Raw genomic sequence first — 25,126 nt, forward strand, 5'->3', positions numbered from 1 at the left:
TATAAGGGGTTTTTATCATGTTTGCGATTGAACGATTGAATAAAATTAAAGAGCTGCTCCTGGCGGAGAAGCGGGTCGATGTATACGAGCTCAGTGAGAAGTTTTCCGTTACGGAAGTGACGATTCGTAGAGACCTCGATAAGCTAGAACAAAAAGGATTTCTAGTTAAAACGTATGGCGGCGCCGTATTGAATGATAAATTGAATTCGCTTCCTTCTGCCTCAAGCGGGGATACCGAACAGAAATTCGTAGAAGAGAAGCGAATGATCGGTAAAATCGCAGCTCAAATGATTGAGGATGGAGAAGCCATATTCTTAAGCGCTGGCTCGACATGTCTGGAGATCGCAAGAAATATCAAAGCAAAGAAAATTACCGTTTTAACGAATGACTTGGCCATTGGTCTTGAATTGAAAGATGCGTCTGGTGTGAAGACAATTGTCATCGGAGGCGATTTGGTACCATTGTCAACAATGCTCGTTGGCGGGTTCGCTCTGCAAATGCTCAAAGGCATTTATGTGAATAAAGCTTTTCTAGGTGTAAAGGGTGCACAGTTGGACTCTGGGTATACGGTTAGTCACTATGATGAAGCGATGATTCTGCAGGAGGTTGCGAAAATTTCCAGCGAGATCATTATTGCTGCGGATTACTCCAAATTCAATGTCAAAGGCTTCGCCAGACTTGGCGATCTGACGATAGCTAAGAAAGTAATTACAAACACACAAATACCAAATGACTATAAAAAGTATTACTTTGAGCAAGCCGTCAAACTTTATACAACTTTTGATTTCCGGTAATCCCTGTTGTCTACACGCTGATTCTATAGAGAAGTAAAGGGGCATATAAGGTGGAAAATTTCTTGCAAATGAAGGGCATAACGAAGAGGTTTAATGACAATGTGGTGTTGAACCAAATCGATTTCAGCGCAGATGCGGGTCAGGTTCACGCCTTAATTGGTGAGAATGGAGCCGGTAAATCAACACTAATGAAAGTATTGGCGGGCTTGTTTCAGCCTGATGAAGGAAGCATATACATAGATGGAGAGCTTGTTTCGATCCCCAATCCGAAGGAAGCCCAGGAGCTGGGTATCGCGATGATCTACCAGGAGATTCGCTTATTTCAAGATCTCGACATTGCTGAAAACGTATTCATTCGCAGGGAACCGATTAAGAGATGGAATCGTTTAATTGATTGGGATAAGGCATATCGTGAAACACGTAAATACTTAGATGATTTTGGCTTGAACATAAATGCACGAACGCCTGTGAAATCATTAAGCTCGGGCCAACAGAAATTTGTTGAAATCATAAAGGCCCTATCCCATAATGCCAAAATTATTATCATGGATGAGCCTACGGCCGCGTTAACCGAGCAGGAAATAGAGACCTTATTTAAAGTCATTCGCGATCTGAAAAAGTTAGGTGTCGCTATCATTTACATCTCTCACCGTATAGAAGAAATTATTCAAATCGCTGATCAAGTAACGATAATTCGCGATGGTGAGTCTGTTCAGACATGCAGTGTCAATGAAATGGAGCTTAACGATCTTGTTAAAGTCATGGTTGGTAAAGAGCTGGCAGATCGATTTCCTAAGCTCAAGGTAAAGCTGGGTAAAGAAGTGCTACGCTTGGAAAATATGTCTTACTATGGCCGTATTCGCAATATCAATTTGGATGTGAAACGCGGGGAAATTATCGGATTAACGGGGCTAAGCGGATCCGGAAGACGGACACTTGCTAAAGTGCTGTTCGGAATTAATGGACCTTTCGAAGGCAGTATGGTACTGCAGGGTAAATCTTACACATCCATGACACCGCACACAGCAAAGAAGAACGGGCTCTGCTATATGACGGGAATTAACACAGAAGAAGGCTTATTAAGCAACGCACCAATTGGTCAAAATATTTCATTAACTAATCTTGAGAGAATATCAAGCTTCGGCTTCCTGAACACCGAAAAGGAACGCTGGTTTGCGCAAGATCTGATCGAAAGACTGGACATTGAATCGAGTGATGATGAAAACGTCAATAATTTGAGTGGCGGTAAACAGAAGAAAGTGATTTTCGCAAAATGGTTGTTTGCTAATGCGAAAGTCATGATCATAGAGGAACCTACCGCGGGCATTGATATTGGTTCCAAAATCGATATTTACAACATGATGAATGAACTTGTGCTTTCAGGAGCCTCTATCATTATGATTTCATCGGATTTATCGGAAATTATGGGGATGTCTGATCGTATTGCCGTGATGTATAACGGTGAAATACGTAACGTGTTCCAAAGAGAAGAGGCGACGCAGGAGAAAATTTTGTATTATGCTTCAGGAGGAAAATAGACTGTAGGTAAGCGTGAAAGCCAGTAAAGGAGCCTCATAGAATTTAAGCATTGTGCGGCTTTTTATATGAAACGATCACAAACGAACATAAAGATAAACAAAAGAAACAAAAAAGTATAGCCAACTGCTTATTCCTATGGTATATTCTATTCAGAGAAGAGAATATCCAAGCGAGTAGGGGATAACAATGAGTGAATTTGTTCTTGAATTGAGAGCGATTTCAAAAACATTTCCAGGAGTCAAAGCTCTCGATCTTGTGCATTTTCAACTGCGAGCCGGTGAAATTCATGCACTTATGGGAGAGAATGGCGCAGGGAAGTCAACTTTTATTAAAGTGATTACAGGTGTTCATCAACCGGATCAAGGTGACATTTATGTAAACGGTAACAAAGTGGTGTTTAATAATCCGAATGATGCCAAAAAAGTCGGTATTGCCGCCATTTATCAGCATGTGACCTGTTATCCAGACCTTAGTGTGACGGAAAACATTTTCATGGGTCATGAAAAGATACACAAACGAACAAAAAGAATCTTGTGGAATGAGATGCACATTGAGGCGAAAAAATTGCTCGATACGTTGGGAGCGAATTTCGAACCACGCACACAAATGGGGACTTTAAGTGTGGCGCAGCAGCAAATTGTGGAAATTGCGAAAGCGTTATCAACGGAAGCTCGCATTATTATTATGGATGAACCGACAGCTGCACTTACGAAGCGGGAGAGCGAGGAGCTCTACCGCATTACCGAGCAGCTAAGAGACAGAGGCGTTGCGATTATTTTCATCTCGCATCGATTTGAAGACATGTACCGTTTAGCAAGTAAAGTTACGGTATTCCGAGATGCTAGATACATCGGAACCTGGGGCGTACACGATATTTCAACCGATAAGCTCATAGTCGCTATGGTTGGGCGGGAAATTACACAGCTCTACCCCAAAAAGGAAGCGAAGATTGGCGAAGAAGTATTTCGGGTGGAAGGGCTTGGACGAACAGGATATTTCAAAGATATTTCGCTCCAATTGCACAAAGGAGAAATCCTCGGGCTTACTGGATTGGTCGGAGCGGGACGTACGGAAGTGTGCCAAACCCTTTTTGGTATCGAACAGGCCGATCAAGGGAGCATTTATGTGAAAGGAACACAAACGAACATCCGTAATCCACAAGATGCGATGAAGCTGGGCATTGGTTATTTGCCGGAGGATAGGCAGAAGCAGGGATTAGTGCTGGATTGGGATATTGGGCGGAACATTACGCTATCCAATATTGAGCATTATGCCAATGGCGGTTGGTTAAGCGAAGCCAGAGAAACGGAAGTTTCCAAGTCATTAGCCGAAAAGGTTAGTGTTAAAGCTCAAAGTATTTATGACTTGGTCAGCTCCTTATCTGGAGGAAACCAGCAAAAGGTCGTATTCGCCAAGCTTCTTACGGCGGAACTCGACGTTCTCATTCTGGATGAACCGACCAAAGGCGTCGACGTGGGGGCCAAGTTTGCGATCTATGAAATTATGAACGACCTCGCTGCACAAGGGTACGGTATCATTTTGATTTCGTCGGATATGCCTGAAGTCATTGGGATGAGCGATCGCATCATCGTTATGCGAGAAGGTAGAATAACGGGGCGTTTGGATCGAACACAGGTCACGCAGGAAGCCATTCTTGAAGCTTCGATGAGTGATCAGCTAGCATAAAAGTCTCGTGTCTGCTTCAGTAAACAAGGGGGAGGGAAATCAGGACATGAGCAACCAAGTTATAGAGAAAAGAACATTCAGTCCAGCTGGTGAAAGAAAAACGTTTGGCGCCAGCATCGCAAAGTTCCGTGAACTCGGCTTGCTGACTTTCATTATCGTTCTTTCCATCATTGTACAGTTGAACAATAACAGCTTTCTAACGCTGGAGAATATCAATGATTTAGTTACGAATACAGCCATTCTAAGTATATTAAGCGTCGGTATGATGCTGGTTATTATTACGAGGGGCATCGACCTTTCAATAGGGGCTACACTCGCTCTATCTGGGATGATCTCATCCATGACGGTCAGCGCCTTCCCAGGCTTACATCCGCTCGTTGTTATGCTGCTGGGTACATCAGTTGGTCTGATCAGCGGCGTCATCATTGGTTTCCTTATTTCGAGAACCGGCGTACTGCCCATCATCGCCACACTCGGGATGATGAACGTAATCCGGGGGCTTACTTTTACCGTTAGCGGTGGGAAATGGGTGAGTGCCCACCAAATGCCGGATAGCTTCAAAGCGATTGCAACAGGTTCTATTTTCGGCATCAACACACTTATCTTTATCGCTATTATCATTTACATCGTTTTTTACTACTTCATCAATCATACGCGAACAGGCCGTCAAATTTATGCCGTTGGAAGCAATCCGGAATCTGCCAAAATTAGCGGTATCAACAACGATAAAATTTTATGGATGGTTTATGCCATTATGGGAAGCTTAGCAGGACTTGCTGGCGTGTTATGGGTATCCAAGTTTGCATCCGCTCAAGGCGATACAGCTTCGGGTTACGAGTTAAGCGTTATTGCTGCATGTGTACTGGGAGGCGTTAGCATTGCAGGCGGTTCTGGCAAAATTTCGGGTATTATCTTAGGATCAATTTTACTTGGGATTTTGAACAACGCGCTTCCGCTTATTAATGTATCTCCTTTCTGGCAGATGGCCATTCAAGGAACGATTATTTTAATAGCTGTGCTTGTGAATGCCTTGGTGAAGAGGGGCGTGGATCGCAACCACCTCATGAGGAGGAAGATTTAAGCCTATGGAACTTAGAACGATTCAAGCGAAAAGAGATTTTAATTACAAAACGTTCTTCCTTCAATGGGAATGGCTGTTAGTCATTATTTTCATAGGGGTCAACATTCTGAATGCCAGCTTGTCCCCCTATTATATGAATGTCGATAGTTTAAGAGATGCAACAATGGGCTTTCTCGATAAAGCTTTTATCGTACTTCCCATGGTCCTGGTCATGATTCTTGGTGAGATTGATATCTCAGTCGCCTCCACAGTTGCCTTATCATCTGTCATTATGGCGGATCTGTACAGTCAAGGTGTACCAATGGGACTTTCCATGCTCATCTGTCTGGTAGTTGGAACTGTATGCGGGCTTGTAAACGGACTTCTTATCGTCAAGTTTAAAGAGCTATCGTCGGTCATTATTACACTTGCGACCATGATTATTTATCGCGGAATCGCTTATATGCTCTTAGAAGATCAAGCGAAAGGGCAATTCCCGGACTGGTTCAGCTTCTTTGGATGGGAATATGTGAAGGGTATTCCTTTTATTCTGATTGTTTTCATCGTCTTCGCGGTCGTCTTCGCCTTACTCTTACATAAGACAACGTTCGGCCGAAGAGTATATGCGATGGGGAATAATATAACCGCTTCGCGTTTTTCAGGGATTCAAGTTGATAAGATCAAGGTCATCGTTTTTGCTCTAACAGGACTGATGGCTGCAGTAACCGCGATCTTCTTAACCTCACGTATGGGGAGCACACGGCCCAATGTAGCAACAGGTTACGAGTTGGATGTGATTGCCATGGTTGTCCTTGGCGGCATCTCTACCGCAGGAGGCAAGGGCAGAATGATTGGCGCCATCATCGCTGTTTTCCTAGTTGGTATGCTTAGTTACGGATTAGGTCTCGTCAATGTGCCAGCCCAAGTCTTGCTCATTATTGTGGGCTTGCTGCTTATTTTCGCGGTTATTATACCGAAATTGAAATGGAACAAGAAGAAACTTCGCAAAACTTCGTGATGGTCATACACCAGTTGAGGTAGTCGAAGACGGAAGACACATATAAGGTGATGCCGCTAAAAGTATTGTAGATTTCATAACCTTCGATGCTTGTAGCGGCATCATCTACCCACAACTATAGAATACCCGGGTATAGTATGTTGGGGTGTGGATTCCTATTTAACGCTGATGCTGAAATATGTATATGAGAAAAAAGGGAGGATTCAAATCTTATGAAAAAAGTACTTGCAACATGCCTCACCGCGGTGCTCTCGTTATCTCTTTTAGCCGCTTGCGCATCAACGACTTCGGCTCCTAAACAGACAGATGCGGCCAAACAAGCTGACAGCTCAGCAGGCGGCAAGAAAAAATATGCCATCATTTTCAAAAACACAGGAAATCCATACGGCGAAAAACAGATGGAAGGCTTCAAAAATGCGATTACCGAGCTTGGCGGTGAGCCGATTCTAAAAGCGCCCGATCAACCAACGGCTGAAGCGCAAATCAAAATGATTGAGGAACTTATCTCGCAGAAAGTGGCTTCTATTGCCATTGTCGGCAATGATCCAGATGCGCTCCAGCCTGCTTTGAAAAAAGCAATGACCGCTGGGATTAAAGTTCTTTCCCTTGATTCCGCTGTTAACTCGAAAAGCCGGTTGGTGCACATCAACCAAGCTGACCCTGAACGTATTGGCCGCGTAGAAGTGCAAGCTATTTCCGAAATGATTGGTGGTAAAGGCGAGATCGCGATTCTGAGTGCTACTTCCCAAGCTACCAACCAAAATTTATGGATTGAGTGGATGAAGAAGGAACTTGAGGACCCGAAATACAAAGAGATTAAACTTGTTAAAGTGGCCTATGGTGACGATCTTCGCGATAAAAGCGTATCCGAGACAGAGGCTTTGCTGAAATCATTCCCGAACTTGAAAGGTATTATTTCACCTACAACGGTTGGAATTGCTGCAGCGGGTAAAGTGCTTACAGACAAAGGTCTGAAAGATAAAGTACAGCTGACAGGTCTTGGTCTTCCAAGTGAGATGGCTCAGTACATTGAAGGCGGCGTTAGTAAATGGATGTACCTCTGGAATCCGATTGATGTTGGATATTTAGCTGGCTTTACCGCTGACGCGTTAGTGAAAGGTACGTTAACAGGTAAAGAAGGCGAGAAATTCAAAGCTGGTAGACTCGGCGAGAAACAAATTGTGAAAGATGGCGACGGTACCCAAATCATGCTTGGAGATCCGTTTAAATTTGAAGCTTCCAACATTGCGGAGTGGAAAAAGGTGTACTAAAGGCATAAAAAATCGAAATCCCAAAATTCCCTCAAAGGGGGACTTTGGGATTTTTCTAATTCAAAAAGTCATTGACAACGCAAAGAATTCAACCATATAATAAAAGAAAACGGTTACGTAAACGTTTTCCTGAGAGAAGAGGGTCGAATGTTATGCGATCGGGTATTAAGCAGGTAGCCGAGCAAGCGGGCGTTTCGATAGCATCAGTGTCACATGTTATTAATAACACCCGCTATGTGTCGGATGAAGTTAAGCGCAAAGTTTATGAAGCGATGGAAGAACTTGATTACCGCCCAAATTCGGCAGCAAGGAGCTTGCGCAGTCAGAAGTCGAATACAATTGGCCTCATCGTACCAGTTCTCCCATCGGATACCTCTAATTTCTTCTTTATGATGGTAGCGCAAGGTATTCAGTATACATTGAAGCAGCATGGCTATCATTTGCTGCTGAGCAACAATACAACGGAACAAATTGAAGATGAGAAAGAACAGATTAAATTGTTTAATTCCAAATTAATTGACGGGTTATTTATTGCTTCAATCGCTGAAGACGTCAGTTATTTAAACGACATCGTGCGTTCTCATTATCCTGTTGTGTTCATCGATCGCAAACCGACGGGTTATAACGGGGATTGTGTGTTGGCCGACGGAATTGGAGGCGCTTACGAAGCAGTAAAAACGCTCATCCTGAAAGGTCATAGTCGAATTGGGCTGTTAACCGGAGAACTCGGTATTACAACGAGCAATGAGCGCTTTGATGGGTACAAAAAAGCATTAGCAGATCACGATATTCCGTTTGATTCATCCATTGTGAGGATGGCGGAATCTAACTTTGAGAGCGGATACGAGAGCGTTAAGGCGCTGCTTGGCGGGCAGAAGATTACAGCGCTGTTTATTGCCAATAACGTATTGACAATGGGCGCTATGAAATACATACAAGAACGACGGATTCAAATTCCAACCGAGCTGGCTATTATTGGTTTTGACGATTATGATTGGACACAAATTACGTGTCCGCCTTTGTCGGTCATCCGGCAGCCTTCTTACGAGATTGGCGTGAAAGCAGCAGAGATTATGTTAGAACGGATCGAGAAGCCAAGCACAATAAGCGAGGAATACAGACTGCCAACCTCGTTAATTCTGCGAGATTCCTGTTAAAAAGCTATTCCAGCTTTTTTTTGAACATCAGAAAAACGTTTACGTAAACGATTTCCCGAAAAAGAAAGGGGCTGTATCACAACGAATGAACAAGTTCAAGGAACCACTTAAACAGATCAGAACCAACTATGAGTTATATCTTCTCATTTTGCCCACCGTGATCTATTTTATCATTTTTAAATATTGGCCTATGTATGGGGTTCAAATCGCATTTAAGGATTTTATCGCTTCCAAAGGTTTCTGGGGTAGTCCTTGGGTAGGTATGGAGCATTTTCAGCGGTTCTTCGATTCTTTCAACTTTTGGACCGTCATTCAGAATACGTTAGGACTTAGTGTTTTCTCTTTAGTGGTTTCATTTCCTGTGCCTATTCTCATCGCACTAATGCTCAATCAGCTGCTCCATGAAAGGTACAAACGCTTTATCCAAACGGTCATTTATGCTCCGTATTTCATCTCAACAGTCGTCCTCGTTGGTATGTTGTATGTGTTCTTATCGCCGGGCAGTGGACTAATCAATCACATCGTTCAACTTTTTGGAGGCGAGCCGATCTATTTTTTATCGAAGGCAGAATGGTTCAAAAGCCTCTATGTGTTCTCGGGTGTATGGCAAGAAACCGGCTTCGCCTCCGTTATCTATTTAGCGGCGCTAGCCGGTATCGATCCGCATCTTCACGAGGCGGCGGTTGTAGATGGAGCTACGAAATGGCATCGGGTCTGGCATATCGATATTCCTGGCATTCAGCCGACGATTCTCATTTTGTTCATATTGGCAATTGGGAATCTCATGAATGTTGGCTTTGAAAAAGCTTTTCTCATGCAAAATGACCTGAATGCCAGTTCGTCTGAGATTATCGCTACGTACGTGTACAAAATCGGCTTGCAGCGAGCGGAATACAGCTTCTCTGCAGCAGTGGGTTTATTCAATTCCTTGATCAATTTCGTTCTACTGCTATCCGTTAATCGCATCGTCAAAAAAATAAATGGCAGCGGCCTATTTTAAAAGAGAGGAGGCATTCGTCCAATGATTACAGCTAAGAGTACCGCTGATAAATGGTTCGACGCTTTAAACATGCTTGTGTTGAGTGGCTTTGCATTGTTGATTCTATATCCGCTTTATTTCGTCGTTATTGCTTCCATCAGCGAGCCAGATCAAATCTATGCCGGCAATGTGTGGCTATGGCCCAAAGGAGTTACACTCGAAGGTTATAGAAGAATTTTATCAGATCCTCAGATCTGGTCTGGTTATGGAAATTCGATCCTGTATGCAGTCGCAAGTGCCCTAATCAGTGTTTCCTTAACGATCGGAGCGGCCTATCCGCTTTCCCGTAAGGATTTTTATGGACGCAATACGTTCATGCTGTTCTTTGTATTTACGATGTTTTTCTCCGGAGGCTTAATTCCAACTTACTTATTGGTCAAAAATCTGGGTATGGTGAATACGATTTGGTCAGTTATCCTGCCATCAGCCGTCGATGCTTTTGGGATTATTATTGCCCGGACGTTCTTCCAATCAACAATACCCGAGGAGCTTCGGGAAGCGGCTTTCATGGATGGCTGCAGAAATACGCGCTTTCTATGGAGTGTTGTAATTCCATTATCCAAACCCATTATTGCGGTGCTTGTGCTGTTTGCGGTGGTTCGCCAGTGGAACGGATTCTTCGATGCGTTAATTTATTTGGAAAATGAAAAGCTGTATCCGCTGCAGCTGGTCCTCCGTAATATTTTGATTCAGAGCCAGCCTATTGGCGACATGGTATCGGATATTGACTCTCTTTTAGCTAAACAAAGGGTCTCTGAGTTGATCAAATATGGGGTCATCCTCATTGCGGCGGCACCACTTCTCCTTTTATATCCATTTTTACAGCGGTATTTCGTTAAAGGTGTTCTGATTGGATCTGTAAAAGGTTAGAAAACGGAAGGTAAATATGAAAGGTGGTGGTAGGGGTCTTTCGGTGATATCAAGAAGTGCATCCATGGATCAGACATGAGCGTAATGGGTTACATACAAAGAGGAGGGTATCGACGACAAATGAAAAAAAGACTAACGACATTAACGATGGTAACGATGAGCTTAAGTTTGGTATTGGCAGCATGCAGTGACAAAGCACCGGCAGCGAAAGATGCCGCATCTGCATCCCCGCAAAGCAGTGAGAAAGCAGCCTCCAAAAGCTTCAACGAAAGCGGTTACCCGATTGTAAAGGATAAAGTTACGCTGAAAATGGTATCGCCCAAAGCACCGCTTGCGCCAAATTACGGTGAGATGGAAATATTCAAACGTCTAGAAGAACAGACAAACGTACATGTAGATTGGGATAATGTCCCAGAAGCGAATTATAACGATAAGAAGAACATACTGCTAGCTAGCTCCAACTTACCGGATGTCTTCTATGGTGCTCGCTTCACGGATAACGATTTGGTGAAATACAGCAAAGACGGTACGATCATCCCTCTGAATGACCTCATCGATAAGTATATGCCTAACGTGAAGAAGCTGTTTGAAAAAAGACCGGAGCTGAAAGCGTTCGTTACCGCCCCTGACGGGAAAATTTATTCGCTTCCTGTGGCGGAAGAGCTGGGTAAAGGGCAAGCCGGCATCGGTTCGAATCCAGATTTTCTCTTCTTGAACAAAGCTTGGCTGGATAAGTTGAGTTTGAAGATGCCTACGACCATTGAAGAGCTGCATAATGTGCTTACCGCTTTTAAAACGAAAGACCCTAATGGGAACGGCAAGGCCGATGAAGTGCCGATGTCCTTCATGAATACTTTCTGGACCGGCGATATCGGTTATTTGTTCGGAGCTTTCGGCGTCCCAGACAAAACGTATCAGCCTGGCGATAACTCGTTTATCGAACACTTGAATGTGAAAGATGGCAAGGTGAATTATGCGGCAATCGATCCGAAATACAAAGATGCGGTCGTCTATTTCCACAAATGGGTCGAAGAGGGTCTCATTGATAAAGATTCATTCACTTACAATAACAATCCGGCACCCTACTTTGCAAAAGGAAAAACGAAGGATATAACGCTAGGTTCCTACCTCTGGTGGGAAGAGACGGAAATTGTTGGACCGGATCGCGCCAAGGATTATGCACTTGTACCTCCTTTCAAGGACATGGTCGTGAAATACAACAATGGCTCTCCTTGGAGTCGTGGGGGTCCTGTCGTTACGAAAGTGAACAAAAATCCAGAAATCACAGCCAGATGGTTAGATTTGCAATATGAGCCAAAGATGGCCGCTCAGCTTCATTGGGGACCGATTGGCGTCGTATTCGATGAAAAAGACGGCAAACTGGTGCAGAAACCGCTTGATGCAGGCGTAGCAGCAGGCGAATTCCGTCAAAAAGTAGCACCGAACATGACCGGCGTCATCTTGGCGGAAGATTTTCAAAATCTCGTCGCTGCCGAGCCTCGCGCATTGGAAAGAATGAATCGGATCAAGGATACTTTTGTAACGCAAATGGAAAAAGAAAATTACCCGAGTATTTTCTTTACGCCGGAAGAGTTAGATAAAATTAGTAAAGTTAAACCCGATATTGCCAAGCTAACCAATGAAAAACGCTCCAAATGGTTGATGGAAGGCGGCGTTGAGAAGGAATGGGATACGTATTTAACCACACTAAAGAAAATGGGATTAGATGACTTATTGAAAATCTATCAGGATGCCTTGGACCGCTACAATAAAGCGGCCAAGTAATGGGAAAGCAGGAGGTATCGAGCATGGAACCTATTGCCTATTGGTCCTTCGATGAGGGGCAGGGGCGCATAGCGCATGACCCGTATTCGGGTAATGGGGATTCAATTCAATATGCCCTTACGAAAGGTCGGTTTCAGCCGCCGCAAGATCCGGTTTGGCGTAAAGGGATTCGTGGGTGTGCGCTGTTATTTGATGGTTATTCAACATGGCTGCAGCGCCCAGCAGACCAATGCCCTAGCTTGTCGGGAGCATTAACGATTACCGCTTGGATAGCTCCTCGCAGCTATGACTTCGGAGATGAACGGCGACTCGCCGCCATCGTCAATCAACATGACAGAGAACGCTGCGAGGGTTATATATTCGGATTATCTCGCCATGGGTCTTGGTCGCTCCAGCTTGCGCTTGGCGAAGATTGGGTTGAAGTTGGGTGCTATGATCATCCACTCCCTAAGGGAGTGTGGTCATTCGTCTGCGCTACTTACGAATCGGTAACTGGACTGCTGAAGTTATATCTAAACGGGTGTGAGGTAGCGGTTAAGCAGCATTCGAAGAAGGATACTTTGATTACTACCAGTCAAGAAGATTTGATAATCGGGCGCAATAACAAGGGGGTTATTTTAGCAGAAGCCTTCACGATGAATATGTTCGACGGTTTGATGGATGAACTTTGTCTATATGATCTCGCGATGTCTGAGGATGACATCGCGAGAGCTTACCGGGATTATTTAAGCGAACACGGCGGAGCTGCACCCGCTATTCCTTACGAAGATCTGGCCATATCTAGAGCTAACTTTGCTCAGGATCGGCATCGTCCGGTGTATCATTTAACTTCGCCGGGGCACTGGATGAACGAACCGCATGCGCCGATTTATTTCAATGGACAGTATCATTTGTTCTACCAATTCAACCCAAACGGCCCATTTTGGCATTACATTCATTGGGGACATTGGGTGAGTGAAGATTTAGTTCATTGGCGAGATCTTCCAGCGGCTTTGGCGCCGGAGCCCGGCCTTGATCCGGATGGAATCTGGTCAGGAAGCGCAGCTTATGATGAACACGGTTATCCGGCATTATTTTATACAGCAGGGAATAACGCATGTTCTCCAAATCAATCGGTGGGTCTGGCTCGAACGACTTATCTGCGGGACGGAGACATAGATTTGAAGACTTGGGTGAAGCATCCAGAGCCAATCGTGGTTCAGGAGCCTGGCGTTGGATACTTTGGTGAATTCCGTGATCCCTATGTATGGAAAGAAAATGAAGAATGGATCATGCTTGTCGGCACGGGGATTGAGGGCCAAGGCGGAACCGCGATGGTCTATCGCTCTGCGAACATGACCGACTGGACGTGCGAAGGCCCGCTGTATGTAAGTAATTATCAGAAATATCCCTACCTTGGCGTTGTATGGGAGCTGCCAGTACTGCTGCCGTTAAAGCGTAATGGTGAGGAAACAGGCAAACATATTTTGCTGATTAGCCCATGGGGGCCTGAGGCTAAAGTAGAAGTGAATTATTGGATCGGGAGATGGGAAGGTGCGCGTTACCGTTTCATTCCCGATCATGAAGAGCCGAGACTCATCGATGTAGGTGATTTCCATTTCACAGGTCCGAGCGGCATGGTTGATCCCATAACAGGAAGATCGCTACTATTTACGATTGCACAAGGTGAGCGTACACCTGAAATCGATTACGATTGCGGGTGGTCGCACGGCGCTGGCATACCGATCAGCTTGACTCTAAGGAAGGATGGGCTGCTCGGGATCGAACCCATTGAGGAAATACGTCAACTCCGGGGTATGGAGCTTCTGAACGTACGGGATCTTAGTTTAGATGAAGCGAATGAGAACTTGCAGCACATACGGAGTGATACGTTTGAGGTAGAACTAACATTTGGTTCAGAAGCAGAGCACCAATATGGAATCTCGTTAAGACGAACACCAGACGGAGAAGAGGAGACCGTCCTCTTTTATGATCAGGATCGAGAGCGGCTTGGCGTGAATCGAAATAAAACAACGTTAGATACGCGTGAACGAACGACTGGCATTCAAGAGGGGCTGCTTGAGCTTCAAGGGGAACCGCTGCAATTGCGGGTGTTCGTAGATCGTTCATTGATCGAGGTCTACGCCAACGGGCTAAAAAGCTTAACGACACGCGCCTACCCATCTAGACTGGACGCGCTAGGGTTACTTTTGCACGGGGATCGAGACATTCGAATCACGTCCATGCAAATGTGGGAGATGAAACCGGCATTTCAGGTGTCGGTATAGAGAAAAGTGATGAATAATATCGGGAGGTAGAGAGAGCGATGTATGATATCGTTGCATTAGGTGAAGTGTTAATCGACTTCACACCAGCTGGAAACTCAGAGCTAGGTTATGCTTTATTTGAACGCAATCCTGGGGGTGCGCCAGCCAATGTGCTGGCTGCCTTAGCCAAGTGGGGCAAGCGGACTGGCTTCATCAGCAAAGTCGGATCGGACATTCACGGACATTATCTAGTGGATACGTTAAGGCGGTGCGGAATTGATACGCAGGGCGTAGTCATGAGCAAAGAGGCAAATACGACGCTGGCGTTTGTTCAATTGGATGCGAGTGGTGACCGCTCCTTTAGCTTTTATCGTAAACCTGGAGCCGACACCTTGCTGACGGAAAATGAGGTGCTCTTGGATATGATCGCACAGTCGAAGTTATTTCACTTTGGCTCGTTGTCCATGACGAATGAGCCATCGGCCTCCGCGACAAGGAAAGCCCTCCTGTTCGCCAAAGAAAATGGCTGCACGATATCGTTTGATCCCAATTTGCGAGTTATGCTTTGGGACGATTTGGAACATGCCAAACGTATGATGGAATATGGCTTGACGCATGCTGACATCGTGAAAATATCCGAAGAAGAACTCATATTCCTAACGGGTGTTACGGATCTTGAAGAGGGGTCACGCATGCTGCATGAAGCCTTTGGCCCTTCTGTCATTTTAATTACGCTGGCCGAAAAAGGTGCTTTTTACCGTTTCGGTCAAGTAACGGGAAGCGTTAGTGGTTATGCAGTAGATGCCATAGACGCTACAGGTGCGGGGGATGCGTTCTTCGGAGGTTTCCTTAACAGTTGGTTAGACTCTAACCAAGCCATTCACGTGCTAAGCGAAGCGGAAATTCGAAGGATGATCAGCTTCGCCAATGCAGCAGGTGCCTTAGCAACAACCCGAAGAGGAGCCATACCGGCGATGCCGAGCCTAGAAGAGATACGAAAGGTGACGAAGCATCATGATAACAGCTAATAATCAAACAAAATTCCGGCCGCAGCTTCATTTCACACCGAAAGATCAGTGGATGAATGATCCGAATGGGATGGTATTTTATGAGGGGGAGTATCATCTTTTCTATCAATACCACCCCGAAAGTACGGTTTGGGGACCTATGCATTGGGGTCACGCTGTCAGTCAGGATCTGATTCACTGGGAGCATCTTCCCATAGCGCTTGCGCCTGATGAACACGGTGCTATTTTTTCAGGCAGCGTAGTAGTAGATAAACACAATACGAGTGGCTTTTTTGGTGGCAAGTCAGGTCTAGTCGCTATTTTCACACATCATGATACGAAGCCGGGGACAGATTTAACTAGGCAAAGACAAAGTCTTGCTTACAGCGCAGATCGTGGGCGAACCTGGACAAAATACGCAAACAACCCCGTGCTTATAGAAGAAGCACTGCCTGATTTTCGTGATCCCAAAGTATTTTGGTTCAATCCTCAGCAAAGCTGGGTGATGGTCATTGCTGCGGGCGACGCCATTCGATTTTACAAATCACCGAATTTGAAAGATTGGACCTATTCTGGTGAATTTGGGTATGGACAAGGCTCCCATGACGGCGTTTGGGAATGTCCAGATTTATTCGAACTGCCTGTAGATGGCGATACCATCAACAGGAGATGGGTGCTTATTGTTAGTATTGGAGAAGATGCCAACTTTGTGGAAGGATCACGCACGCAGTATTTCATTGGTTCTTTCAATGGGGATACTTTTGTTCCAGAGGAATCTCCGGCTCCACTTCTTTGGCTGGATCACGGGAGAGATAATTACGCGGGCGTCACATGGTCAGACGTGCCTGAACAGCAGGGAAGACGCCTGTTTATCGGGTGGATGAACAATTGGAAATATGCCAATGTGATTCCAACCTCCAATTGGAGAGGAGCGATGACGCTTCCTAGAGAGCTAACACTTACAGCGGAAATGGAGGGAGTCCGGCTCCTTCAGAAGCCTATTCATGAGCTACAGACTCAAAGGCGGAGTGAACAGAATTGGGCAGCTTTTGAGCTTAACAATTCTGAATTAACGGTAACGCATGGCGATTTACTGGAAATCATCGCTGAATTTGAGTTTGACAAAGATTTAGAATTAGGTTTGAAGCTAAGAGCCTCCGAAACCGAGGAAACAATCGTTGGTTATAGCACTCGTGAGCAACTGCTTTTTATTGATCGCAGTCGTTCTGGAGCTATCGATTTTCATAGTGATTTTGCTTGCAAGCATAGCGCTTTATTGAAAGCGGAGACTGGAAACGTTAAGCTGCATATTTTCGTGGACCGATCGTCCATCGAAGTTTTTGCGAATGACGGGAAACTCGTCATGACGGATCAGATTTTCCCATTATCCTCGCCAACAGGGATAAAACTGTATGCGAAAGATGGGAGCGTTAAGGTTAAATCCCTAACGATTCATACTCTTCATTCTATATTTGATTAAGGCTTGCTCTACGGCAACTCCTTTTTCCTAGAAGACCCGATTAGCTTGTTTTATAAGCTAATTGGGTCTTATTCACGCTCGGTCAGCAGGAATGGGCTTGGGCACGTGGAAGAATTACAGTAGGATTCGTATTAGACTGCTTGCATCGGAATTGCTTGGAGCGACGACCTGCTGAATTGGCACTGGCCGAAATCATGAAGGGAGGAAACGTATGTTTTTTACGATTGAAAAGTTGGAAAAGCGTCTCCAAGAATTGGACCCATTTCGATATCGAGATAAGCTGGAGCTGAAGGGACTTCGAATAAAGGAAGAGATGAATACGCAAATCGGTCTTTATCCGGAAGAGGGCGGTGAGTGGAAACCAATACATTGCGGTGAAAGCTGGCAGGGGTACGATCAATACTTTTGGCTGGCAGCCGATGTTCAAATTCCGGAGCAGTGGAAAGACAACAAGGTATTGGGACATTTTCACATGGGGGTAAGCGGAAGTGGGGGGAGTGGCGGTTTCGAGGCACTATTGTTCGTACATGGCTCTCCCTATCAGGGATTAGATAACAATCATCGAGAAGTATTTCTAGATTCAAAACTTGCCGGTACTTCAGTCGCTTTACGCTTTCGTATGTCGACTGGATTAAACGGATATAACCCTTCCACTTCCCCGATCGCATATACCATTCAACGCTTGGAGCTCTGTTGGCTTGATGAACCGACGGACGACCTTTATTTTACGGCCAAAGCGGTGCTGCAAACTGTAAAAATACTGGATGAAAATCGGACCGAATATCAGACGCTTCTTAAAATGGTTGATCGCGCATTTTTATGTATCGACTGGTCGAGGCCGGGGTCGGACTCCTTTTATCAATCGGTCAAAGAAGCCGCACATTTGTTACGTGAACAGCTGCAAAAGGAGCCTAAAACCCACGCTGTCGTCGTTCAATGTATAGGTCATACGCATATCGACGTTGCTTGGTTGTGGAGGCTGCAGCATACTCGGGAGAAGGCGGCGCGTTCCTTCTCCACCGTACTCCGATTAATGGAGCAATATCCGGACTATGTGTTTCTTCAGACCCAGCCGCAGTTGTATGAATACTTGAAGGAGGATTATCCAGAGCTCTATGAGCAAATTCGCCATCGAGTGGCAGAGGGACAGTGGGAGGCCGGGGGTGCGATGTGGCTCGAAGCGGACTGCAACCTCTCGTCAGGCGAATCCCTGGTCAGGCATATTTTATACGGAACGCGGTTTCTCCAAAAGGAATTTGGGGTCAACTGCACATATCTATGGCTCCCCGACGTGTTTGGCTACAGCTGGTCGCTGCCGCAGATTTTAAGGAAAAGCGGGATCAGCACGTTTATGACGACCAAAATCAGCTGGAATCAATATAATCGAATGCCGAATGATACGTTTTTGTGGCGCGGCATTGACGGCTCCGAAATCATCACACATTTCATTACAACTCCGGATCCGGGTCGAGCGGAAAACGGGGCGTTTTTTTACACGTATAACGGGGGCATTACAGCTGAGTCAATTCAAGGTATTTGGAATGGATACCGGGATAAAGGGATTAACCAAAAGCTGCTGCTTGCTTACGGATATGGAGATGGCGGAGGCGGCGTTAATCGAGAGATGCTGGAAATGCGCAGAAGATTGTCCGAGATACCGGGACTTCCTCAAGTTACGACGGGCAGGGCGGATCACTATTTCGCCGAGCTGGAGGAAACCATCCGTGATACGGATCAATACGTACATACCTGGGATGGAGAGCTGTATTTAGAGCTGCACCGGGGTACTTTCACGAGTCAGGCATACAATAAACGAATGAACCGCAAGCTTGAGCTTCTATACCGGGATGCCGAATTTATGCAGGTTCTGGGCGGATTGCTTAACGACTCCTTCGTGCCTTCTACGGACTTAGCTCATGGCTGGAAAATCATACTGCGAAACCAATTTCACGATATTATTCCCGGCTCCTCGATTAAGGAAGTTTATGAGGACAGTAAAGTGGAATACAACGAGGCTCTAGAGCTTGCGAATCAGAGCAACAACGAAGCAGGCATTTCCATTTTACAGCAAAACGAACAAACCTGGACGGTATTTAACAGCGCTTCGTGGAGCCGGAACGATCTCGTTTTGATTCCTTTTACGCAAACACCAGGTCAGGGGAGATGGCTTCGGGATACAGGAGAAGTTTGCCCGTCTCAGCGTACGGAGGAAGGTTGGCTTGTGCATTTGAAAAACTTGCCGCCTATGGGCTTTGCCACGATTACGAAGGAAATGACTGAAGAATCCAAAAGTATGGAAGGATTAGTTCCCTTTCAAAGCTTAGAGCAGGGAATTGAAACTCCTTTTTACATCCTAAATTGGAATGAGCAAGGTCATCTTACCCGAATATTCGATAAGCAAGCCGCTAGAGAAGTGCTGAAGTCAAAAGAACTCGGCAACGTGTTCGAGGTATTCGAGGATAAACCGAAAAGTCGGCATGAGGCTTGGGATATCGATCTGTATTACTTGGAAAAAAGAAGGATTGTTGATACGTGTACGCAGATACGAATGGTTGAGATGGGTCCGCTGCGCGCTGTTGTTCAATTCTCATGGAGCTACATGGATTCCGAGCTGACGCAGAAGATGGTTCTTTACTCAGACAGTCGGCGGATCGACTTTAACACAGTAGTGAATTGGCATGAGCAGCGCCAGCTGTTAAAGGTAGCTTTTCCAGTAAATATAAGGGCAACCGAGGCAACCTATGATATTCAGTTCGGGAATGTAAAACGACCTACGCATTGGAACACAAGCTGGGATTACGCGAGATTTGAAACGCTAGGGCACCAATGGGCCGATCTATCTGAAAGGGGATACGGCGTCAGTTTAATGAACGACTGTAAGTACGGCTATGACATTAAAGATCACAAAATGAGACTGACACTGATTAAGTCGGCAATGGTGCCTGATCCTACGCAAGACCAAGGGGAGCACATTTTTAGCTATGCGCTATTCCCACATAAGGGTGACTGGTTTGCTGGTGATACCGTGCAAGAGGCGTGGCATTTGAATAATCCCTTATTGGTGATGCGAGGCCAACCGGAAAGGAAGGCATTCTCTCTTTTCAGTGTCAATGCTCCTAATGTATGTATTGATGCCGTCAAGCCTGCAGAGGAGGGCGAGGGATTTATCGTTCGTCTGCATGAGTATGCCGGAGCGAGGGGGCCATTGGAGGTTTCAAGCGGTCTTGCTATCATGCTGTGGCAGGAGACTGATTTGCTTGAAAATCCACTTTCAGGAGAAGGGAAGAACGGCCAGGGCACCATTCATTGCGAGATAGAGCCTTATGAAATTAAAACATTTCGAATTCGTGGATGGGAATGATGCTTAGAGGAACGGCTTTTCCGGTCACGGAGAAGCCGTTTTTTCGTTTTTTTGTTTAAATTAGTGGTTGGGCACAGAACGATTGGATTACAAAAATGTTATCTCGATGTAAGATAAATCGATCGATCATGACGACTGGTAGTTACTCGAATGCTCGACGAACACTGGCCCTGTACTTCTGTGAGGTCATTCCCTTATGCTTCTTGAACAATTGACACCTGAATCCGGCATCACAAGCTACATTCTAAGTGAACATCATGCACCGTTCCAACAAGCTTTCTATTTTACAAACGCTAATGTTACGAATGATGGCAAATATATGTGGTTTTATGCCTCTTATCCTCCCTCACTCGGTCAATGCTTAGGAGTCATCGATATGGTCGAACAGGAGGTTCGTGTTTATCCGGAGACACGGTTTATCTCTGAGTCTCCCTGGATCGACTCGATTACTGGATGTGCTTATTGGGCGATAGATGCAAATGTACATAGGAGAGGACCCGTGTGGCAATCTTTCCAGGTTTGTTATAAACATGCCCAATTCAGCCCTACGGATCCCGATACGATTATGCTTGCTCAGGATCATTGGGAAGATATCAAAACCGGTGAGTCTTTCGGTTACAAGAACCGGATATGGCTTATATGTAAGGGAGATAGGGCAAACCCCCTTTTCGCCGAAGATTCAGGTAAAAATGTACACCGACACTGACATGAATGGTGGGCAAACGATGGCAAGGGTATCTAGTTCGTCGATTATGACCATGGAACGGAATATTACAATTTAACCACTGACGAGCATAGCAATGTTTGGCCGAACGGTACCTGCCACTCCCATTTCTCCAAGGATGACAAGTTCCTTACTGGAGATATCGGTACCTATCAATGGGATCAACGCTCGGTATTAGTAGCTTTTTACAATACGATAACAAAGAAAGAGGTCACCATCGTTAGCCGAATGCCAGCTCCACCCGAAGTAACCAAACGTGGATTTTTCCATGCACATCCTCATCCTCAATTTGTCTTAAACGATGAGTACATTGCTTATACTACGACGGTTAGGGGAACCTTGGATTTTGCCATGGTACGAGTAGCTGATCTTGTAGAAAGAACTTCATAAATGAGATGCTCCGTCAGCATCAAGCGAAGAAACCTTCCATACCACTGTGTATCGAAGGTTTCTTTCTGTTTTCCAGCCATTCGCAAGAATTTACTAGCTTAAAACAAGGAATTGCAAGAATGTTTTAATGCTTTCAAAAGCGCGTACAGGTAAAGTAAGGGATGCACAGAGACTGGAACCAGAGAAAAAAGGATAGGAGCGTGGGAACATTTGAAACTTGCTGCAAACTTACAAAAGAATATGTCTGCTAAGCCCGAGCGAAGAACGCTGGGTCAAAGTATTTGGAACCCGATTCGTCGGGACCTGTTTTTATACCTGCTCATTTTACCAGGCGTCTTGTACTTTTTGATTTTTAAGTATGTGCCCATGTGGGGGATATTGATTTCTTTTCAAAATTATTCGCCTTTTACGGGACTACTCCATAGTGAGTGGGTCGGTTTTGAGCATTTTCGGCGGTTCTTCTCGAACAATGATTTCTCGATTCTTTTTCGTAATACAATGGCCATTAATTTGCTGAACTTGATTTTTTTCTTTCCGCTTCCCATCCTCGTTTCTCTTCTCTTAAATGAGCTGAAAGCGGGATGGTTTAAGAAAACCCTGCAGTCCATTATTTATTTACCTCATTTTTTATCGTGGGTCATTATTGTAGGTCTTAGCTTCCTGATGCTATCCAAGGATCAAGGCATTCTCAACCAACTGCTTGTGAGCATGGGGTATGACAGGGTTGATTTTTTAACGGAACCCACGTATTTTTGGGGGCTTCTTACGCTGCAATCCATTTGGAAAGAGCTTGGCTGGGGGACAGTCATATTTCTTGCAGCTATGTCGGGCGTGGATCCTCAACTCTATGAGGCTGCTCGCATGGACGGCGCCGGGCGGTTTCGAATGATGTGGAATGTGACTCTTCCGGGAATTCGAAACGTCATCATTATTTTATTGATTTTGCGCGTTGGTCATATCATGGACGTTGGTTTCGAGCAAGTGTACTTGATGATGAACGGGGCGGTGTCGAGCGTAGCGGATGTTTTTGATACCTATGTCTATCGAGTTGGCATTCAGCAAGGGGATTTCAGCTACAGTACGGCTGTTGGCGTATTCAAATCGGTTGTTGGTTTACTGCTTGTCATCGGGGCGAATCGGCTTGCGAAAAGATTTGGAGAGGAGGGAGTCTACTAATGGTAAGCGATAAAATGTTTCAGTTATTCAATGTTGTGGTACTTTCCTTCCTTGGATTATTATGTTTATTTCCCTTCTATTACGTGTTTGTCGTTTCTTTCGCGACACCAACTGAATTTAGGCAGGGAGGGTTAATCCTCTTCCCACATAAATGGACGTTAATGTCCTATGAGTACATTCTTGCAACCAAAACCTTTCTGAAATCGGCAGGGGTCAGTTTATTTTTAGCAACTGTTGGGACGGCTGCGAGTTTAGTGGTGACCTCGTCGCTTGCCTACGGTTTATCGCGAAAGAGGCTTAAAGGAAGAAGGTCGATCCTGCTGCTTATTATGCTGACGACTTTGTTTAACCCAGGCATTATTCCAGGGTATTTGGTAGTAAAAGAGTTAGGAATGATCAACAGTCTATCATCCTTGATTATACCAGTCCTCACTAGCGGGTGGTACGTGTTGCTCATGAAAGGGTTCTTTGATTCCATTCCGCCGAGCTTGGAAGAATCCGCCAAGATTGACGGCTGCAATGATATTAGCGTCTGGTTTAGAATCATTTTGCCGCTGTCGATGTCCTCTCTTGCGGCCTTTGGCTTATTTTACGCAGTCGGGTACTGGAATACATTTTTCACGGCGGTGCTCTACATCAATGATACCGAAAAGTGGCCGCTGCAAATTTTTCTGCAAAATTTGTTGATCGACTCTTCCACATCGCTCGGTGTCGATTCATTCGTCGATCTGAACCTGCAGAATATACCGCCGGAAACAAAAAAGATGGCCGCCATCGTTTTATCAACGCTGCCTATTCTCTTGGTTTACCCATTCCTTCAGAAGCACTTTGCAAAAGGTACCATGGTTGGTTCCGTGAAGGAATGATAGCATAAGCATATGAAAACAGGGAGGAAAACAAATGTCTAGTAAAAGAAAATGGCTGCTTCCGCTAACGTTAACGGTAGCTACAGCCATGGTTGTATCCGGTTGCGGGGGTAAGGATTCAGCAGGAGGCAGCATTACTGCAGGATCAGCAAGCCCGAAAGCAGATGCTAAGCCCACAGAAATCAACATTATGTCGATTTATTACCAAAAAGAACCGCCGGCAGCTGATAATGCCGTTATAACAGAGTTAGAGAAGCGGACGAATACAAAACTTAAATTCACATGGGTTACACCTAACAGCTTTACGGATAAAGCGAATGTTACTCTTGCTTCCGGCGACTTGCCTGATTTAATGATGGTCACCGATATAGGGGGAGCGACTTATCGCAATATGGCAAAGCAGGGGGCATTCTGGGATTTGACGGAAATGATCAAGGGTTATCCCAATCTGATGAAATTCCCAGAAATAACCTTCCTCAACAACAAAATCGACGGAAAGCTTTATGGCGTACCGCGTGTAAGACCTACAGAAGGTAATGCACAGCCGCTCATCCGTGCGGATTGGCTTGAAAAGGTTAACATGAAGATGCCGGAAACACCGGATGATTTGTATAATGTTCTGAAAGCGTTTAAAGCGAGCAGTCCAGATGGTCAAAAAGACACCATTGGTATGTCCGGTTATGTGAACCCGAATGACATGGGTCAATTCGGGTTCATCGAAAGCACATTTACAGGTACAAATGGTAAATTCAAAGCTGTAAATGGCAAGCTTGAGAATGTATTATTCCTCCCAGAGATGAAGCAATCACTCGAGTGGTTCCAGAAAGTCTATAAAGAGGGCTTGATTCCGCAGGATTTTGCTCTGCTTAAGCACAATCAAGCCAAAGATTTAGTTTATGCAGGAAAAGCAGGGATTTTTCCAGATAAACCGAATCAAGGAACGCTCAACAACAAGCAGGTCAAAGAGATTAATCCTAATGCCAAACCAGATTTTGTTTGGATGCCTTACATGTCAGGTCCAACTGGTAAATTCGCTTCCAAAGGCAACGGTCATTTCGGTGTATTCGTGATCTCGAAGAAAGTACCTGAAGATAAAGTGAAGAAGCTTTTGGACTTCCTAGATTATGGTGCAACGGACGACGGCTATGAACTTACCAATTACGGAATCAAAGACGTTCATTTCACCAAGCAGGACAACAATTACGTTCTCACGGATGCTGCGAAAAATGACCCGAGCTTTCAATTTTTGCAAAATATATTTTCGAAATATGATAAATACTCGAATGTCTCCACAGTAGGGTTAACGCCAGAACAGATGGCTCGGGATAAAAAACTGATTGATCAAGCTGCGGAAGTCAGTATTCCGAATCCGACGGATGGACTTATCTCTGAAACAGCGACGAAAATGGGTAGTGATTACGACAAGAAGATTCAAGATATGAAAACAAAAGTTATCATGGGTAAAGCCTCAATGACGGATTGGGATAAATTCGTAAATGATCTGAAGGCAGACACGAATTATCAAAAGATACAAGAGGAATACAATACGGAGTATCAAAAAAGAGTAAGCGCTAAGTAAACAGCACGATGGCATGTTATACAGGTTACCCTCATCGGTCTGCCCCTGACTTATGAGGGTAATTTTCTTTTGCAGGCA

At 45.0% G+C, this 25,126-nt stretch carries 18 protein-coding genes; all 18 read left to right on the plus strand.

What is annotated here, in order from left to right:
* The first annotated feature begins 17 nt into the window (after positions 1 to 17).
* Positions 18 to 794, plus strand: a complete 777-nt coding sequence (locus tag QFZ81_RS09500; protein ID WP_307445119.1) for a DeoR/GlpR family DNA-binding transcription regulator — start codon at positions 18 to 20, stop codon at positions 792 to 794.
* A 50-nt stretch (positions 795 to 844) separates the two neighbouring features.
* Positions 845 to 2,332, plus strand: a complete 1,488-nt coding sequence (locus tag QFZ81_RS09505; RefSeq protein ID WP_307602489.1) for a sugar ABC transporter ATP-binding protein — start codon at positions 845 to 847, stop codon at positions 2,330 to 2,332.
* 187 nt (positions 2,333 to 2,519) lie between these two features.
* Positions 2,520 to 4,019: a sugar ABC transporter ATP-binding protein gene (locus tag QFZ81_RS09510; protein ID WP_307602491.1), complete on the plus strand. Its 1,500-nt coding sequence runs from the start codon at positions 2,520 to 2,522 to the stop codon at positions 4,017 to 4,019.
* Between the two features lie 46 nt (positions 4,020 to 4,065).
* Positions 4,066 to 5,100, plus strand: a complete 1,035-nt coding sequence (locus QFZ81_RS09515; RefSeq protein WP_307445110.1) for an ABC transporter permease — start codon at positions 4,066 to 4,068, stop codon at positions 5,098 to 5,100.
* Between the two features lie 4 nt (positions 5,101 to 5,104).
* On the plus strand, positions 5,105 to 6,097 hold the full coding sequence (locus QFZ81_RS09520) for an ABC transporter permease (protein ID WP_047677831.1): 993 nt from the start codon (positions 5,105 to 5,107) through the stop codon (positions 6,095 to 6,097).
* Between the two features lie 212 nt (positions 6,098 to 6,309).
* Positions 6,310 to 7,368, plus strand: a complete 1,059-nt coding sequence (rhaS, locus tag QFZ81_RS09525) for a rhamnose ABC transporter substrate-binding protein (RefSeq protein ID WP_307602495.1) — start codon at positions 6,310 to 6,312, stop codon at positions 7,366 to 7,368.
* 152 nt (positions 7,369 to 7,520) lie between these two features.
* Positions 7,521 to 8,525 (plus strand): LacI family DNA-binding transcriptional regulator, encoded by a 1,005-nt coding sequence (locus tag QFZ81_RS09530; RefSeq protein ID WP_307602497.1) that lies wholly within the window; start codon positions 7,521 to 7,523, stop codon positions 8,523 to 8,525.
* Between the two features lie 85 nt (positions 8,526 to 8,610).
* The gene (locus QFZ81_RS09535; RefSeq protein ID WP_307602500.1) at positions 8,611 to 9,525 is read left to right on the plus strand and encodes an ABC transporter permease; all 915 of its coding nucleotides are present in this window, start codon (positions 8,611 to 8,613) and stop codon (positions 9,523 to 9,525) included.
* A 12-nt stretch (positions 9,526 to 9,537) separates the two neighbouring features.
* Positions 9,538 to 10,434, plus strand: a complete 897-nt coding sequence (locus QFZ81_RS09540; RefSeq protein ID WP_307449950.1) for a carbohydrate ABC transporter permease — start codon at positions 9,538 to 9,540, stop codon at positions 10,432 to 10,434.
* 120 nt (positions 10,435 to 10,554) lie between these two features.
* Positions 10,555 to 12,219, plus strand: coding sequence for a type 2 periplasmic-binding domain-containing protein (locus QFZ81_RS09545; protein ID WP_307602502.1), 1,665 nt, complete (start codon positions 10,555 to 10,557; stop codon positions 12,217 to 12,219).
* 23 nt (positions 12,220 to 12,242) lie between these two features.
* A complete protein-coding gene (locus QFZ81_RS09550) occupies positions 12,243 to 14,486 on the plus strand; it encodes a GH32 C-terminal domain-containing protein (RefSeq protein ID WP_307445094.1) in 2,244 nt (747 codons plus the stop codon).
* A gap of 38 nt (positions 14,487 to 14,524) precedes the next feature.
* Entirely contained in the window at positions 14,525 to 15,493 is a 969-nt protein-coding gene (locus QFZ81_RS09555; protein WP_307445092.1) for a carbohydrate kinase family protein, read from the plus strand.
* A complete protein-coding gene (locus tag QFZ81_RS09560; RefSeq protein ID WP_307445089.1) occupies positions 15,480 to 16,952 on the plus strand; it encodes a glycoside hydrolase family 32 protein in 1,473 nt (490 codons plus the stop codon). The genes QFZ81_RS09555 and QFZ81_RS09560 overlap by 14 nt, the downstream gene beginning before the upstream one ends.
* A 211-nt stretch (positions 16,953 to 17,163) precedes the next feature.
* Positions 17,164 to 20,313, plus strand: coding sequence for an alpha-mannosidase (locus tag QFZ81_RS09565; RefSeq protein ID WP_307602504.1), 3,150 nt, complete (start codon positions 17,164 to 17,166; stop codon positions 20,311 to 20,313).
* Between the two features lie 196 nt (positions 20,314 to 20,509).
* Entirely contained in the window at positions 20,510 to 21,019 is a 510-nt protein-coding gene (locus QFZ81_RS09570; RefSeq protein ID WP_307445083.1) for a hypothetical protein, read from the plus strand.
* 648 nt (positions 21,020 to 21,667) lie between these two features.
* On the plus strand, positions 21,668 to 22,603 hold the full coding sequence (locus QFZ81_RS09575) for an ABC transporter permease (protein WP_307449947.1): 936 nt from the start codon (positions 21,668 to 21,670) through the stop codon (positions 22,601 to 22,603).
* Entirely contained in the window at positions 22,603 to 23,469 is an 867-nt protein-coding gene (locus QFZ81_RS09580; protein WP_307445080.1) for a carbohydrate ABC transporter permease, read from the plus strand. The genes QFZ81_RS09575 and QFZ81_RS09580 overlap by 1 nt, the downstream gene beginning before the upstream one ends.
* A gap of 34 nt (positions 23,470 to 23,503) precedes the next feature.
* Entirely contained in the window at positions 23,504 to 25,048 is a 1,545-nt protein-coding gene (locus tag QFZ81_RS09585) for an extracellular solute-binding protein (protein ID WP_307445078.1), read from the plus strand.
* Positions 25,049 to 25,126: the final 78 nt, after the last annotated feature.

It is taken from the genome of Paenibacillus sp. V4I9, assembly GCF_030817295.1.
Taxonomy (GTDB): domain Bacteria; phylum Bacillota; class Bacilli; order Paenibacillales; family NBRC-103111; genus Paenibacillus_E.